This is a genomic window from Collinsella sp. CLA-AA-H167, assembly GCF_040095305.1.
Classification (GTDB): Bacteria; Actinomycetota; Coriobacteriia; order Coriobacteriales; family Coriobacteriaceae; genus Collinsella.
Map to the genome: position 1 here is coordinate 20,573 of NZ_JBBNGA010000006.1, position 14,931 is coordinate 35,503.

General features: G+C 60.6%; 16 protein-coding genes. 9 read left to right on the forward strand and 7 right to left on the reverse strand.

Going from position 1 to position 14,931, the window contains the following annotated elements; translation table 11 throughout:
• The first annotated feature begins 105 nt into the window (after positions 1–105).
• The 3 genes from AAAT03_RS05190 to AAAT03_RS05200 all read left to right on the forward strand — a co-directional run bounded on the left by AAAT03_RS05190 (position 106) and on the right by AAAT03_RS05200 (position 2,530).
• The gene (locus AAAT03_RS05190) at positions 106–531 is read left to right on the forward strand and encodes a potassium channel family protein (RefSeq protein ID WP_117862347.1); all 426 of its coding nucleotides are present in this window, start codon (positions 106–108) and stop codon (positions 529–531) included.
• Between the two features lie 35 nt (positions 532–566).
• Positions 567–1,100 carry a TIGR00730 family Rossman fold protein gene (locus tag AAAT03_RS05195; protein WP_349102753.1) on the forward strand — a complete coding sequence of 178 codons (534 nt, stop codon included), beginning with the start codon at positions 567–569 and terminating at the stop codon, positions 1,098–1,100.
• A gap of 125 nt (positions 1,101–1,225) precedes the next feature.
• Complete coding sequence (locus tag AAAT03_RS05200; RefSeq protein ID WP_349102754.1) at positions 1,226–2,530, forward strand: chloride channel protein; 1,305 nt, start codon at positions 1,226–1,228, stop codon at positions 2,528–2,530.
• A 95-nt stretch (positions 2,531–2,625) separates the two neighbouring features.
• Here AAAT03_RS05200 and AAAT03_RS05205 read toward each other — a convergent pair whose 3' ends face one another.
• The 3 genes from AAAT03_RS05205 to AAAT03_RS05215 are packed head-to-tail and all read right to left on the reverse strand — an operon-like array spanning position 2,626 to position 4,606.
• Complete coding sequence (locus tag AAAT03_RS05205; protein ID WP_117805923.1) at positions 2,626–3,324, reverse strand: ABC-2 transporter permease; 699 nt, start codon at positions 3,322–3,324, stop codon at positions 2,626–2,628.
• Positions 3,321–4,202, reverse strand: a complete 882-nt coding sequence (locus tag AAAT03_RS05210; RefSeq protein ID WP_118333974.1) for an ABC transporter ATP-binding protein — start codon at positions 4,200–4,202, stop codon at positions 3,321–3,323. Before AAAT03_RS05210 ends, AAAT03_RS05205 begins: the two co-directional genes overlap by 4 nt.
• A 23-nt stretch (positions 4,203–4,225) precedes the next feature.
• Positions 4,226–4,606 carry a GntR family transcriptional regulator gene (locus AAAT03_RS05215; protein ID WP_117640582.1) on the reverse strand — a complete coding sequence of 127 codons (381 nt, stop codon included), beginning with the start codon at positions 4,604–4,606 and terminating at the stop codon, positions 4,226–4,228.
• Between the two features lie 215 nt (positions 4,607–4,821).
• Between AAAT03_RS05215 and AAAT03_RS05220 the strand changes: the two genes are divergently transcribed.
• From AAAT03_RS05220 to AAAT03_RS05230, 3 genes are all read left to right on the forward strand, one after another.
• Complete coding sequence (locus AAAT03_RS05220) at positions 4,822–6,435, forward strand: peptide chain release factor 3 (protein WP_349102755.1); 1,614 nt, start codon at positions 4,822–4,824, stop codon at positions 6,433–6,435.
• A 156-nt stretch (positions 6,436–6,591) separates the two neighbouring features.
• Entirely contained in the window at positions 6,592–7,314 is a 723-nt protein-coding gene (locus tag AAAT03_RS05225) for a VUT family protein (protein WP_349102756.1), read from the forward strand.
• Positions 7,315–7,323: 9 nt separating this feature from the next.
• Entirely contained in the window at positions 7,324–8,004 is a 681-nt protein-coding gene (locus AAAT03_RS05230; protein WP_349102757.1) for an SDR family oxidoreductase, read from the forward strand.
• 55 nt (positions 8,005–8,059) lie between these two features.
• Here the strand turns inward: AAAT03_RS05230 and AAAT03_RS05235 are convergent, their stop codons facing one another.
• Together AAAT03_RS05235 and AAAT03_RS05240 are read right to left on the reverse strand one after the other, a co-directional pair.
• Positions 8,060–8,785, reverse strand: a complete 726-nt coding sequence (locus AAAT03_RS05235) for a uracil-DNA glycosylase (protein WP_349102758.1) — start codon at positions 8,783–8,785, stop codon at positions 8,060–8,062.
• A gap of 88 nt (positions 8,786–8,873) precedes the next feature.
• On the reverse strand, positions 8,874–9,776 hold the full coding sequence (locus AAAT03_RS05240) for a DMT family transporter (RefSeq protein ID WP_349102759.1): 903 nt from the start codon (positions 9,774–9,776) through the stop codon (positions 8,874–8,876).
• A gap of 158 nt (positions 9,777–9,934) precedes the next feature.
• Between AAAT03_RS05240 and AAAT03_RS05245 the strand changes: the two genes are divergently transcribed.
• Positions 9,935–10,801 (forward strand): LysR family transcriptional regulator, encoded by an 867-nt coding sequence (locus tag AAAT03_RS05245; RefSeq protein ID WP_349102760.1) that lies wholly within the window; start codon positions 9,935–9,937, stop codon positions 10,799–10,801.
• A 27-nt stretch (positions 10,802–10,828) separates the two neighbouring features.
• On the opposite strand, the gene AAAT03_RS05250 is transcribed toward AAAT03_RS05245, so the two are convergent.
• Entirely contained in the window at positions 10,829–12,211 is a 1,383-nt protein-coding gene (locus AAAT03_RS05250; protein ID WP_349102761.1) for an MATE family efflux transporter, read from the reverse strand.
• Positions 12,212–12,413: 202 nt separating this feature from the next.
• On the opposite strand from AAAT03_RS05250, the gene AAAT03_RS05255 reads away from it, so the two are divergent.
• Positions 12,414–13,229, forward strand: coding sequence for a putative RNA methyltransferase (locus tag AAAT03_RS05255; RefSeq protein ID WP_349102762.1), 816 nt, complete (start codon positions 12,414–12,416; stop codon positions 13,227–13,229).
• A 127-nt stretch (positions 13,230–13,356) separates the two neighbouring features.
• Here the strand turns inward: AAAT03_RS05255 and AAAT03_RS05260 are convergent, their stop codons facing one another.
• The gene (locus AAAT03_RS05260; RefSeq protein ID WP_349102763.1) at positions 13,357–13,758 is read right to left on the reverse strand and encodes a hypothetical protein; all 402 of its coding nucleotides are present in this window, start codon (positions 13,756–13,758) and stop codon (positions 13,357–13,359) included.
• Between the two features lie 435 nt (positions 13,759–14,193).
• On the opposite strand from AAAT03_RS05260, the gene AAAT03_RS05265 reads away from it, so the two are divergent.
• Positions 14,194–14,898 carry a class I SAM-dependent methyltransferase gene (locus tag AAAT03_RS05265; protein ID WP_349102764.1) on the forward strand — a complete coding sequence of 235 codons (705 nt, stop codon included), beginning with the start codon at positions 14,194–14,196 and terminating at the stop codon, positions 14,896–14,898.
• Positions 14,899–14,931 lie beyond the last annotated feature (33 nt).

The window sequence follows — 14,931 nt, forward strand, 5'->3', positions numbered from 1 at the left end:
CCGCACCGCTAAACGGTCACTCCCGGCAGTTGGGGACAGTCCCTTTCTGCCGGGTGTGGGACAATAACGAGCGAATGTGATTGGGCGTCTGGAAAAGGGGTCGCGATGAACAAGTTGAGGACGCTTGCCGACGTGTTGCGCCAGGCTGGCTTTGCGCGCATCACCGGCCTGTTCCTTATCTTCTACCTGCTGTGCTCGACGGCCGTCTGGCTGTCCGACCCTGCGACCCTTACGTTTGGCGATGGCCTCTGGTTTAGCTTTGAGACCGTATCGACGATCGGCTTTGGCGATATCCCGGCCGAAACGCCGGTTGCCCGCGCTATCACCGTCGTTTTGAGCGTCATCAGCATCTTCTACATCGCCATGCTCACGGGCGTGGCGGTGAACTACTGCAATACGCTCATCAAGATGCGCCAAAAGGACACCATGGCGCGCTTTATGGACGATCTTGAGCATCTGGAAGAGCTCGATCGCGATGAGCTCGCCGACCTGTCGCGCCGCGTGCGCGAATATCGCCGACGCCAACGCTAGGGCGGGCGCCGCGCGTCACAACAAGGGGGCTGAATATGAATATCACGGTATACCTGGGCGCCAGCGTCGGTAACGACCCGGCGTTTCTGCCTGCGGTGCAGCAGCTCGGCACATGGATTGGCTCCAACGGCCACGCGCTGGTATACGGCGGGTCCAAGTCGGGGCTGATGGGCGCGCTCGCCGATGGCGTGCTCGATGCCGGCGGACACGTGACCGGTGTGGAGCCGAGCTTTTTTATCGAGGCCGAGTTTCAACATGACGGTATCGACGACCTTATCGTGACGAGTGACATGGCCGAACGCAAGGCCAAGATGATTGAGCTCGGTGACGCGTTCATCGCCTTTCCCGGTGGGACGGGTACGCTCGAGGAGATTGCCGAGGTCATGTCCGCCGTGTCGTTGGGGCATCTCGATGCGCCGTGCATTCTGTACAACCTTGGGGGCTACTACAACGATCTTAAGGCGTTGCTCGAGCACATGATTGATAAAGGGCTTTCGAGCCCGAGGCGCCAGCACGGCATCTACTTTGCCGACGATTTGCGCGAGATTGCCTCGATTATCAACGGATAAGTCTTGAGCCTGCCCCACTATGACTCCCAATGGTGCCGTTTGCGGCGCAGACGGTTGGCTCGTTCGGGCAACGCTCGCTCTACAATAAAACGTATCTTTGCCGAATTTGACCACGGGAGGTCCCGATGGATAGTCTTGCAAAACCCAAAAACCGTGCGCTGTTTTTAGTTAGCGTTGCCGTGACCGGTGCGTTCGCAGGCGCCGCGGTCTGGCTGTTCTTTTTTGCGATGGAGCACGGTGTCGACTATCTGTGGACCGAGATTCCGCACGCGCTGGGCGTCGCTTCGCCTGAGCTCGCGAGCGGCCCGTTCGGTTTTCTGCCGTACCCGTTTTTTGTCTGCTTGCTGGGCGGCCTGCTGATCGGTCTGTACGAAAAGATGACGGGCACCAAGACCGACGACCTTAACCAGGTGATGGCCAAGGTTAAACAGGACGGTTGCTACCCGTACGACAACCTGGGCAAGCTTTCGCTTGCGGCATTGCTGCCGCTGCTGTTTGGCGGAAGCATTGGACCGGAGGCCGGCCTGACCGGCGTTATCGCGGGCCTGTGCAGCTGGGTCGGCGACCGCATGCGTCGCTTTGGCGTCGAGTTTAGGCAGCTCACGCTGCTGGGCACCCAGGCCGCCCTGACGGCGCTCTTCACCGCGCCCGTCTTTGGCTTTGTGGCGCCGCTCGCCGGTAGCGCTGACGGCCAGGGCGCCGACGACGATGGAGACGCCGAATCCGACGAGATCACCATCAAACTGCCCAAGGCGCAAAAGACCGTGGTCTACGGCATCGCGATTGCCGGCGGCCTGGGCACCTATCTACTGCTCGGCCAACTCATGGGCGGCGGTATGGGTATGCCGAGGTTCGAGGCTGCCCGGGTGGGCAACCTTGAGCTTGCCTGGCTTATTCCCCTGGCGCTCATCGGTACGGCCTGCGGCTGGCTGTACTTTGTCTCGGAGCACGCGAGCGAGGCGTTGGCCCACGCCATAGGGGAGCGCCCTGTCGTCAAGGCCATGCTGGCCGGTCTGGCGCTCGCCATCTGTGGCACGGTCCTGCCCTACACCATGTTTGCCGGCGAGACCCAAGCCGACGTGCTCATGGAGACCTATATGACCATTCCCGCCGGCGTGCTTATCGCGACCGGTCTTGTTAAGGCCATGCTGACGCCCGCCCTCATCAACCTTGGTTGGCGTGGCGGCCACTTCTTCCCGGTTATCTTCTCGGGTGTGAGCCTGGGCTATGGCCTTGCCATCCTCACCGGCGCCGATCCGGTCTTTTGCGTCGCCGTCTGCACGGCCTCGACGATGGGCGCCGTTATGCGTCAGCCGGTCATGGTTGTGGGCTTGCTGCTCATGTGCTTCCCACTCAAGGGCATCGTCTGCATGATCATCGCCGCCGTCATCGCGGCGGGCATTCCGCTGCCCAAGCCGCTGCGCAAGTAGTACGGTGGCGCACGCCGGGGACATGCCGTTTGTCATGGATTTGCGGATGGGCGATTGCGACCGATTGTGGCCTACGTGGGTCAAGTTTCGTGTGGCTACAAATCGCGTGCTCGATAGACCTTGGTGCTGACGGTGCAGCTGATTGCACATAGCGCGAGGGCCAGTACGGCAATTCCTGCGCACAGGCAGCCGAGGACGGCAGGATTGGGATTCGCCCCAGCAATCGACATGAGCCAGTTGCTGATGGGGTTGGAGGAGCTCAGCGTGGCCATGGCAAGGCATCCGAGCAGGGCAAACAGGCCGACGGAAAGGCGCAGCGCCTCCATGTGTCCAAATCGAAAGAACAGCGGCTGTGCCAGAAACACCATCATGAGGGAGATGAGCATCGATGCGGCGGAGGCTATTGTGGTCTCAAAGACGATCTGTCCCGTCGAGGGCATGCCCGTGTGATCGAAGAACGGAAGAGTGATGGTGCTCAAAAGCACGGTCGCACACGCCATGATGGCCGAGAAGGCAACAATGCAGAGGTAACGTGCGCAGATGATGTCTTTGCGCGAGAGGGGCAGCGTTGCCCGATAGCGCTCCCATCCGTTTTGATTGTCGTAGCCGGCCAGCGAGTTCATGACCACGATGGGCGACATGGCACTGACCGCGCAGGCGCCGGCGCTCATACTGGCATCGCCATCCGATGCGTTGGCGAGGGTCAGTACGACGAAGATGAACAGGCCGACGCCCGCGATGCTCGGGACAAGCGTGCGGACGATGGCGAGCTCAGACATAAAGGCGCGTTTCATTTCGAAGCCCCTTTCAGTATGAGGCGAAGATAGTCATCAATGGTTGCCCGGTCGCAGGGAATCTCGGGGAAGGCCTCGAGCGCCTCGCGACGGTTGGGTACGAGCACGTCCACGCTATAGGCGTGGTGGGCGGCGCGGGCACCTTCGACGCAAGCCATAAGCTCTGCGGCCTGTGCTTGGGTGCAGTGGGCGATGCCGGCTCGGTCGGTAATGTCCTCGCGCGGCAGGTCAAACACAATCGAGCCGTTATCGATGCAGATGACGCGGTCGGCAGTGCGATCGAGGTCGGATGTAATGTGGCTCGAGAGCAGCACGCTGTGCTGGCCGTCGGCGACAAAGGCAAGCAACTCGTCGAGCAGTTCCTCGCGCGCCATGGGATCGAGGCCCGCGGTGGCTTCGTCCAAAACGAGCAGCTTGGCATTGTGGCTGAGCGCACAGGCGAGCTGCAGCTTCATGCCCATGCCGCGGGAGAGGTCCTTGACCTTCGTCTTGGGATCGAGGCCAAATCGGTCGATGAATCCGGCGAACGTTTCGCAGCTCCACGTGGGGTATGCCGGGCCTACGAGCTTCTCGACCTGGCCCACCTTGAGCGTGGAGGGGAAGGGACACGTGTCCAGGACAAGCCCGATGCGGGAGCGCAGGTGGCGCTGCGTCTCGTCGGGCGCGTTGGCGTCGCAGCGCTGTCCAAGCAGATGCACCTCGCCGGCATCGGGCTTTATAAGCCCAAGCGCGGCGCGAATGGTCGTCGTCTTGCCGGCGCCATTTGCGCCCACAAAGCCAACGATCTGGCCGGGCTCCACGGCAAGCGTGACGTCGCGCAGTGAAAAGCGGTCGCTCACGCGGCGCGATACACCTTTAAGTTCTAGCAACTTTTGCATGGTATAGCCTTTCTTGCAGATGGCTACTGCATGGTTTCGGGGGCTACGAGGTCGAGCATCTCGTGCAGCTTGTCGCGCGTGACGCCCAAGGCTTCGGCTTGGCTCGCTGCTTTCGCAAGCAGCTCTTCGATATGGCAGAGCTGGTTTTCGCGCAAGAGTTCTTGGTTGCCCTCGGCGACAAAACAGCCCTTGCCCTGCACGGTGCAGATAAAGCCGAGTTGCTCCAGGTCGGCGTAGGCGCGCTTGGTGGTGATGACACTCACGCCAAGATCGCTCGCGAGTGCACGGATGCTGGGGAGTTTGGCTCCCGCAGCGAGCGCGCCCGAAAGGATCTGAGCTTTGACTTGCGAGGCTATTTGCTCGTAGATGGGCTTGTCGCTCGAATTGGATAGGATGATGTCCACAGCGGCTCCTTAGCTGTTGGGCTACACGTGTATATAACCGGTAAGCACAGTATATATACACTATGTACAGTTACGCAAGAGACAAATTCGGATTGGGCCGGCTACCCAGGCCCCAACTGATGAATTTGTCCTGATAGGCGCCCTAGAGCGGGATTTCGCGGCTACAATAGTGCGGTTACATCGACGTAATGCACTCAATGCAAGAAAGGATCCGCATGGCAAGCCTGTCGGATGAAATCTCGTCGCGCCGCACATTCGCGATCATCAGCCACCCGGACGCCGGTAAGACCACGCTTACCGAGAAGCTGCTGCTCTATACCGGCAGCATCCAGACTGCCGGTTCGGTCAAGGGCAAGAGCTCGGCCAAGCACGCCGTCTCGGACTGGATGGACATCGAGAAGGAGCGCGGCATTTCCGTTACCTCCTCGGTGCTGCAGTTCACCTATAATGGCGCCTGCGTCAACATCCTCGATACCCCCGGCCACCAGGACTTCTCGGAGGATACCTACCGTACCCTTATGGCCGCCGACGCCGCAGTCATGGTCATCGACGGCGCTAAGGGCGTCGAGGCCCAGACCAAAAAGCTCTTTAAGGTCTGTACGCTGCGCCACATTCCCATCTTCACCTTTGTGAATAAGCTCGACCACGAGGCTCGCGATCCGTTTGAGCTCATGGAAGAGATCGAGAACGTCCTAGGTATCAATACGTATCCCATGAACTGGCCGATTGGCAGCGGCCGCAACTTCCGCGGCGTGTTCGACCGTCAGACCCGTCGCGTTATCGCCTTTGAGGGCGACGGCCACGCCAATGCCACCAAGAAGGTCGCCGAGGTCGAGGCCGAGCTGGGCGATCCTTCCATGGACGAGCTTATTGGCGAGGAGAACCATAAGAACCTGATGGACGACATCGAGCTGCTCGATGGCGCCGGCGACGAGCTCGACTTGGATGCCGTGGCCTGCGGCAAGCTGAGCCCGGCGTTCTTTGGCTCGGCGCTCACCAACTTTGGCGTGGAGCCCTTCCTCAAGGAGTTCCTGCGTCTGACCCCGACGCCGCGCGCCTATACCGATACGCTCACCAGCGAACCGGTCGATCCCTGCCGCGATGACTTTAGCGGCTTTGTGTTTAAGATCCAGGCCAATATGGACAAGAACCACCGCGACCGCATCGCCTTTGTGCGCATTTGCTCGGGCAAGTTCGAGCGTGGCATGGACGCCTTCCACGTGCAGGGCAACCGCAAGCTCAAGCTTGCCACGGGCACGTCGATGATGGCCGATGACCGCGCCATCGTGGACGAGGCGTACGCGGGCGATATCGTGGGCCTGTTCGACCCGGGTATCTTTAGCATCGGCGACACCGTGTGCTCCGGCAAGCGCCACGTGCAGTATCCGCAGATCCCGACGTTTGCCCCCGAGATGTTCGCTCGCATTACGCAGGTCGACACGCTCAAGCGCAAGCAGTTCGTCAAGGGTATGGAGGAGCTTGCCCAGGAGGGTGCCATCCAGATCTTCCGCGAGCTGGGTGCCGGCATGGAGAGCGTCATCGTGGGCGTGGTCGGTGTGCTGCAGTTTGAGGTACTCGAGCGCCGCCTCAAGGCCGAGTATCGTGTTGAGGTCCGTCGCCAGCCGCTGCCCTATACGGACATCCGCTGGATTCAGAACGACCCCGATACCATTGATATCCCGGGCCTTTCGCTCACGCGTGACACGCTGCGCGTCGAGGACATGCGCGGCGGTAAGCTGCTGCTGTTCACGAGCCCGTGGAACGTCGACTGGGCGACCGACCACAACCCCGACCTTATCCTGTCGGAGTTTGGCAACGTAGCCTTTTAGCGCGTCGGTGCGGTGGCCTTGCGGGGCTGCCGCGCCGTTTGCTTGCCTGCGGCTGCGTGAGCGGCTATCATACCCACCGTTGCCTCAAGACCGGGGCGGCCGAGCAGTTCGGGTCCGATATCCTGCTCGTTAAACCTAAAACCAAAGGAGTACATAATGATCAAGAAGGTCATGGAGGACTATAAGGTCCTGTTGCGGAGCATTCCCGCGGCAACGGTTTCGCTGTTTTTCGTGAGCGTCATCATGATGAACCTGCTGGCCAACAAAGAGCTCATCAGCCTGCCGTATCTGGCGCTCGATTGCGGCTTTGTGGTGAGCTGGGTCTCGTTTTTGTGCCAGGACATGATCTGTAAGCGCTTTGGCGCCAAGGCATCCATCAAAATCTCTATCCTCGCGCTGCTGGTCAACCTGGCCGTGAGCCTGTGCTTTTGGGCATGCTCGCTCACGCCCGGCATGTGGGGCGCCTACTACGACACCGGCATGATCGAGGTCAACAACGCCCTTAACGCCACCATCGGCGGCACCTGGTACGTGGTGCTGGGCTCTTCGCTGGCAATGCTCGTTTCTGCCGTGGTCAACTCCACGCTCAACCAGTCGCTCGGCCGTATGCTCAAAAAGAATAACTTTGCGAGCTTTGCCTTCCGCTCCTATGTGTCCACGGGCATCGGTCAGTTTATCGACAACCTGGTCTTTGCCATTGTGGTGAGCCACACGTTCTTTGGTTGGACTTGGGTGCAGGTCCTTATGTGCTCGCTGACCGGCGCTGTTGCCGAGCTGCTGTGCGAGGTCTTCCTGAGCCCCGTGGGCTACAAGGTCGTGCGTGGCTGGGAGCGCGAGAATGTGGGCGCCGAGTACCTCGAGCGTCACGCAACCGCCTAAGGAGCAAGTATGCGGGTTTTGATCACGGGTGCCTCGGGCGGTATCGGAGCCGCGTGCGTGCAGCGTTTTTTGGACGAGGACCACGAGGTCGTGGGCTTTGATCTGCTGCCGGCGGCGATCGAACACGAGCGCTACCGCCATCTGATCGTTGATGTCCGCGAACCGGACTCGTTTCCAGACGACCTTGAACCCCAGGTGATCGTAAACGTTGCCGGTACGCAGGATTCGGCCGACGACATTGCCGCCAACCTACGTGGCACCATCAATGTGACCGAGCGCTATGCCTTTGTGGGGGAGGGGCTTGCCGCCAAGCCGACGCCGGCTATCAAATCCGTGGTCAATGTGGGCTCGGCGAGCGGGCATACGGGATCGGAGTTTCCCGCCTATGCCGCCAGCAAGGGCGGCGTTATCGCCTACACCAAGAACCTTGCAAACCGCCTGGCGCCGCAGGCCATCGCCAACAGCGTGGACCCGGGTGGCGTTATCACACCGCTCAACCGTTGCGTGATGGAAGACGAACACCTGTGGAACCAGATTATGGAGCTCACGCCGCTTAAACGCTGGGCCACCGCCCAAGAGATCGCCGAGTGGATCTACTTTGTGGGCGTGACCAACCGGTTTATGACCGGGCAGAGCCTGCTGATCGATGGCGGCGAGGCCGGCCGCACCCAGTTTATCTGGCCCGAGTAATAAGACGCGCCCGATGGCAAGATTGCCGTCGGGCGCGTCTTTGATGTATCGATTTTTAGCCGAGGCAAGTCCAGTTGACGGGGATCGAGCCGTGCTGTTCGAGTAGACGATTGGATGCCGAGAAGGGGCGCGACCCCATAAAAGCGGGGAGCTGCGCCGTGGCACGGTTTGCCGAAAGCGGCGAGGGGTGCGTAGAGGCCAGGCAGAACTTGCCGGTTGCCTTGCCCGCGCCGGTCGCGGCGAGCTTGCCCTCGACCATCTGCTGGGCAAAGCGGCCCCATGCCAAAAAGACTACCGGCTGGGGTAGCTGGCAGCAGCGCTCGATGACGTAGTCGGTAAGCGTGCTCCAGCCCAGCTTGGCGTGCGAGTTCGCGGCATGCTCGCGCACGGTGAGCGTCGTGTTAAGGAGTAGGACGCCCTGTTGTGCCCATGGGGTTAGGTCTCCCGTGGCGGGGATGGGGCAGTCCAGATCGGCCTTGAGCTCCTTATAGATGTTGCGCAGGCTCGGCGGCAACTTGGTTTGCGTCGCGGGGACCGAAAACGACAGCCCCATGGCCTGATTGGGTCCGTGATAGGGGTCTTGACCCAAGATGACAACCTTGACCTGGTCGGCCGGCGTGTAGGCGAGGGCATTGAGGATATCGTCTTGTGCCGGGTAAATGGTCTGCTCGGCACGCAGAAGGGCGATGCGCTTGAGCAGCTGGTTCGTCGTGTCACGTACCGGCTGCGGCGCATCGCCCAACCAAGTTGCTATGTTGCGGTCGCGCGTTGCGGTGTCCATGGAGCTCCTTTATGCCAGATGCTATGTCGGCATCTATTGTAAAGGCGCACCGGTTACCTGTATGCCGCGGCTGCACAAGGAGTGGGGCCTACGAGACGTGCTCGGGCGCTCCTGCCATGCGAGCCTGTCCATGTGCGCGAAGGCACGGAAGCTCGACGGTTGCCGCCATAACGCCAGTGAGGATAAGGGCGGCGCCAAAGAAGGCGATGGGGCTCAGGACCTCGCCGACCAGGAAGAACGAGAAGACGGCAGAGCAGACCGGCTCGAGCGAGAAGGCGAAGCCGGTGGTCTCGGCAGGTACGTGGGGCTGGACGAGCGTCTGGGTGATAAAGCCGTAGGCAGAGCAGATGAGTGCGAGCGCAACGACAACGACGATCTCGTTGGGCGTGCTGGGGAGCGTGAAACCGCCAAAGGTGCATGCGGCGATGCCCGAGAACAGGCCACCGAAGCCCAGCTGCCAAACACCCAGGGCCAGCGGGTCGACATCTTCGACAAAGCGCTTCGCCACAATGATATGGCTGGCATAGATAAAGGCCGAGAGCAGCATGACCATCGCACCGGGATTCAGGCTGGTAAAGTCGGCGCCCGAGAGCAGCAGCATGCCGCAGGTGACGATGGCGGTGCCGATGAGCACCTTGCGCTCGGGGGCGCGACGCAGCAGGGCTGCGTTGGCAAACGGCACGATCACGACCGTCAGGCTCTGCAAAAAGCCAGCGGTGGAGGCAGAGGTAAGGCTGGAGCCCAAGCACATGCAGGTGAGCTCGGTTGCCATGATGGCGCCGATGATGGCGGAGCGAACCATCACGTCACGGTTGATGCGAAACGCGTGCTTGTGGAAGAGCAGCAGACAGGCTGCAAAGGCGATGATGCAGCGCAGCGCAACAATGCTCGTGGCGTTCATGCTGTCCATGCCGATCTTCATGAGGGGGTACGAAAAGCCCCATGCGACGGGAACGGAAAATGAGAGCGCGATTGCTTTTTTGCGATCCATGGGACTCCTTTTGTTACAGAACGGTTTCGCAAAAAGGATTCTGCTCCCAGAGATGGATGTAGTAAAGCGAATGTATCTTCAGTATGATTAAGAAATACTAATGCTACTAGAAAAAGCGCTGGCAAAACGTTTTACGGCTACATCGACGTGGAGGCACGATGGCATCGCGGTATCAGATTGTTTGTATGGTGGTCGATCGCGGCAGCCTGAAGGGTGCAGCTGATGAGCTGGGCTATACGCAAAGCGCGGTGAGCCAGGCCGTCAAGGCGCTCGAGCGTGAGCTGGGTACTACGCTTATCGAGCGCGGCAAACAGGGTGTCTCGCTTACGCGCGACGGTAAACAGTATCTTCCGTATCTGCGCCAGATCGTAACTGCCGAGGCCGAGCTCGAGGGCAAGCGCCAGGAGTTGCTGGGACTCTCCTCGACCGATATTCGTATTGCGACGTTTACCAACGTGAGCCGTACCGTGTTGCCGCGCGTGATTCGCGACTTTGGGGCCCTGCACCCGGGCGTGCGCTTTGCCCTCAAGCAGGGCGATTACACGCGCAACGCCCAGTGGGTGCACGATGGCGTGGTTGACTTTTGCTTTACGGCGCGCGGATTTACCGCGGGGCTCCAGAAGCGCGTGGTCTATCACGACGAGTTGGTGGCGCTGCTGCCGACCGCGCATCCGCTGACGGCAAAGGAAAAGGTGACGCTCGCCGACCTGGCGTCCGAGCCGTTTGTGCTGCTGGATGAGGGCGAACAGAGTCTGGTGCTCGATGCCTTTGCCGCGCACGGGCTGTCGCCGCATGTGACGAGTGAGGTCACCGACGACTACACCATTATGGCGATGGTGGAGGAAGGCCTTGGCGTGAGCATGCTCTACCGTCGTACGGTCGAGGGCATGAAGGCCGATATCTGCGTGCGCCCCATCGTGCACGCTCCCTCGCGTGACGTAGTGGCAGCCTGGCGCAGCTGGGACACCATGCCTATCGCCACGAGGCACTTTATCGACTATATGAGCTCACATATTGTCAATTAATGACTGGCATGGCGTTGAGTGCGGTGTTTAGCGGGCTGTCGCTTTGGCTTGGGCGGCGCGATAGGTGCGTGCCGGGTGGCAGAGTAGTACCGCCACGACCATAAAGAACGCCGTGGTGCCCAGGCTGATGGGGTAGACCATCATGATGTTCGCAAAGGTGCGGAAGTTCGGGAACACGCAGAACACCCAATAGAAGCGGATGCCGCAGACGCAGATCATGGTGATGAGGGCGGGCATGAGCGAGATGCCAAAGCCGCGCAGGTAACCGGACATGTTTTCGTAGAACATGCTAAAGGCGTATGCCGGGAAGATCGAGCACACGCGGATATAGCCGATCGAGACGATGTTGGGATCGCTGTTAAAGAGCGCCAGGATCTCGCGCCCCAGACCGACGATGATGACGATGGTGGTGAGCGCAACGATACCGCCTTCGACCAGGCAGACCTTGAGCGTTTTGGTGCAGCGGTCGATCTGGCGGGCACCGTGGTTTTGTCCCACAAAGGTGGTGCAGGCCTGGCTAAAGCTGTTGAGCAGGTTGTAGCACACGTACTCCAAGCTCATGGCAGCGCTCGATGCCGCCATGACCTCGGTGCCCAGGCTGTTGATGGCGGACTGGATGATGATGTTGGCGACGGCAAAGACAGCGCTTTGGATGCCGGCGGGCAGGCCTATTCTGACGATGCGCTTGAGGGCTACGGGGTCGATGGCCAGGTCGCGCGGGGTGACACGGACGACAGAGTCGGTCTTGAGCAGGCGGATAAAGAGCGTAGCGGCGCTGACGGTGTAGGCGATGGCGGTGGCGATAGCGACGCCCGCGACGCCCCAGTGGAGTACGGGGACAAAGATGAGGTCCAGGCCAATGTTGAGGACGGTGGACACGGCAAGCGCCTGCAGCGGCATGCGGGTGATGCCGACGGAGCGGAAGATTGCGGCCTCAAAGTTGTAGAGCAAGATCGAGGGCATGCTGAGCAAAAAGACGCGCAGGTAGAGCGATGCGAGCGGCATGGTTTCGTCAGGGACGTTGAGCGCGGCGAGCATGGGCTCGGCAAAGATCTCGCCCAGCGCGATGACGACAAAGCCCACGAGTGCCATAAGAATCGAGGTATGGACGGCGCGCTTGACCATGTTCTGGTCGTTGCGGCCGATGGCGTTGGCAATGACCACGTTGGAGCCAAGCGACAGGCCGATAAACAGGTTGATCATAAGGCTGGTAAGCGGAACATTGGAGCCGACCGCCGCCATGGCGAGGGTTCCCTGGTCGCCCGAGAAGTTACCGATGATGACCGTGGCGATGAGGTTCGACAGCTGCTCCAAGATACTCGTGGCGGCCACGGGGAAGGCGAACAGGGGAATATTGCGCCACAGCGAGCCGGTGGTCATGTCGATGTGCTTAGATGCGGTGTCTGCCATACGCTCTCAATCTCTAACATGCTCATTCGTGCTTATTTGCGCAGACGATAATACTCCTAATCGACTAGTCGGCACTTAGGGACGTTCCTTTTCTGCCGGCAGCTGGGGACACTCCTTAGTCATTCAAGAACGTCCCCAATGACTAGGTGGGGGAGGCGTGCGACAATGGTGGGCGTTGTGTTGTCCGCGCTAAGGAGTTGCCATGTTGTTGTGTCCCGTTTGCCATGAGCCGTTGGTCGACGACGAGCGCGGTGCCGCATGCGCGGGCGGACACCGATTTGACCGTGCGCGCGAGGGATATCTCTATCTGCTGCGCTCGTCCAAGAGCGGTGACTCCATGGGTGATCCCAAGTCGCAGGCGCGCAGCCGTCGTGACTTTCTGAACCGTGGATACTACGCGCCGTTGCACGATGCGATGGTCGAACTGGTGCGCGAGCAGGTGTCTGAACGTGCCGCGTCTACGAACGGCCCCATGACCTTGCTCGATATTTGCTGTGGCGAGGGCTACTACACCAGCGCCATGGGTGCGGTGCCGGACGTGGATGCTTACGGTTTCGACCTGGGCAAAGAGATGGTGCGCCTGGCCGCCAAACGCGGCGATGCGACCTACTTTGTGGCCAATATGAAGGACATCCCCGTGGCCGATGGCGCCTTCGATATGGTGACCGAGCTCTTCGCTCCCTTTAACGAGCGCGAGTTTGCCCGCGTGCTGGCGCCCGAGGGCTCGCTCTATACCGTGGTGCCGGGTGCTCGGCACCTGTTTGGGCTCAAGGAGGTGCTCTACGACACGCCATATCTCAACGATGAGAAGCTGCCGAAGACCACCGAGCTCGAGTTGGTCGGAACGCAGCGGGTGTCTGCGAACATTACGCTTCAGACCCAGGCTGACATCGAGGCGGTGTTCCAGATGACGCCGTACTACTACCGCACGCGCCCCGCCGACAAAGAGCGCCTGGCAAACCTGGACACCCTTCAAACCGATATCGACTTCATCATCGCCGAGTACCGCCACAGCTAACAACCTGCCAAAAAGGGACAGGTTTATCTTGGCGGGTTTTATCTGGGCAAACGTAAAGGGCCGACCGCGGGGATGCGCGATCGGCCCTTTCAGTTGCTTGATAGCAGGGGTTATGGGAGACAGGTGCCTACAGGCGATCCTTGTTCTCGGCCTTAACGGCGTGAGCCTGCTGAACAAAGAACAGGTCGTAGACCACGATGACAAAGGCACCGACGTTGACGACGCTGCCGCCGAGCGCAGGAAGGGTAAGTACGGCCTGGACGAGCGTGGCAGCCGCGGCGACAATACCGAGCTTGAATGCACCGTCCACCTGCGAAGGCTTGTTGGCGCCCTTGATGCCCGCAACGCCCGCGGCGAGATCGATGAGGCCCTTGGCGATAATCACGGCCGCGGCGAGCATGGCGTTCGGCCCGTAGGTGGACTCGAGCTTGCCGGTCGCGATGCCGGCGATTCCAATGACGAGACTGGCGATGCCCAGAACAAAATAAATCAGGGCAAGGATTTTGAGAGTCTTGCGAGCGGCGCTCATAACTGGTCCTTTCGATGCGGGCACGGTGAATCTGTCGCGCCCAGGTTGCGGCATATATGGTGAAGCACATTGTAGTTCAACGCGGCGATGCATGCGCATGAAAGCGCTTTGAGACTGTGCGGCCCAACCTTTCAAAAGCGAAAGCCGGGCGTAAGCCAAATCGATGGCAGCTCATGCGCAGCGCTGCGATGATGGAGTCGTAACAAGGAGCTGGTCTAAGGAGGAGCCATGATGTACGGAACAGGGCAAGTGCGCGAGCCGCGGTCGTTGGGAAGGCGCATGAGCGATTCTGTGATCGCTGCCGTGTGCACGGGATTGATGGCGGTGCTTTGCATTGGGATGCTGTGGGCCATGTCGCATGTGGGACAATAACGAACGGCTGGGTGCCGACGGACACGGCGCCTGCGTATCCGTTTTGCTTGTGAAGGAGTGCCCATGGGTGTCGTCGATCCCTTTTCTGTTGCTCGGGCCGCAGGGCTAGAGCTGACCGAGAAGCCCGAGGGGCTCACGCTCACCGACGGCACGATGGAGCTGCGTGCCGATTTTGCCCGCATGCGCCCACGGCTCAAGCAGGGCCGTCTGCAGCAAGAGCTGTTGGTGAAGGCCGCGCGCACAAAAGGCATTGAGAGCCCCTGGGCGATTGACGCTACGGCAGGTTTTGGCGAGGATTCGCTGCTGCTGGCAGCCGCGGGCTTTGCGGTCGATTTGTATGAGCAGGATTGTGTGATCGCGGCGTTGCTTCAAGATGCGCTGGACCGCGCAGTGGATGATCCGGCGCTTGCTGATGCCGTGACCCGCATGCGTTTGCATGCGGGCGAGGACAGCATTGCCGGCCTTCGCCATACGGCTGAGCTAATCGAGCAGGGCGAGCTTACGGCTCCCGACGTGGTGTATCTGGACCCCATGTTTCCCGAGCGCACCAAGAGCGCGGCGGTTAAAAAGAAGTTCCAGCTCTTGCACCATTTAGAGCAGCCGTGTGCCGATGAGGAGGCGCTGGTCGAGGCTGCGCTCGCGGTGCGCCCGCGCAAGGTCGTTATCAAGCGACCGGTGAAGGGGGCGCTGCTTGCCGGCGTTAAGCCGAGCTATCAGCTTGCAGGCAAGGCCGTCCGCTACGATGTCTTGGTGCCGCCGCGTCCGTAGCTTGCGGGCGATGGCTGGCACTCCGTCAGCGCC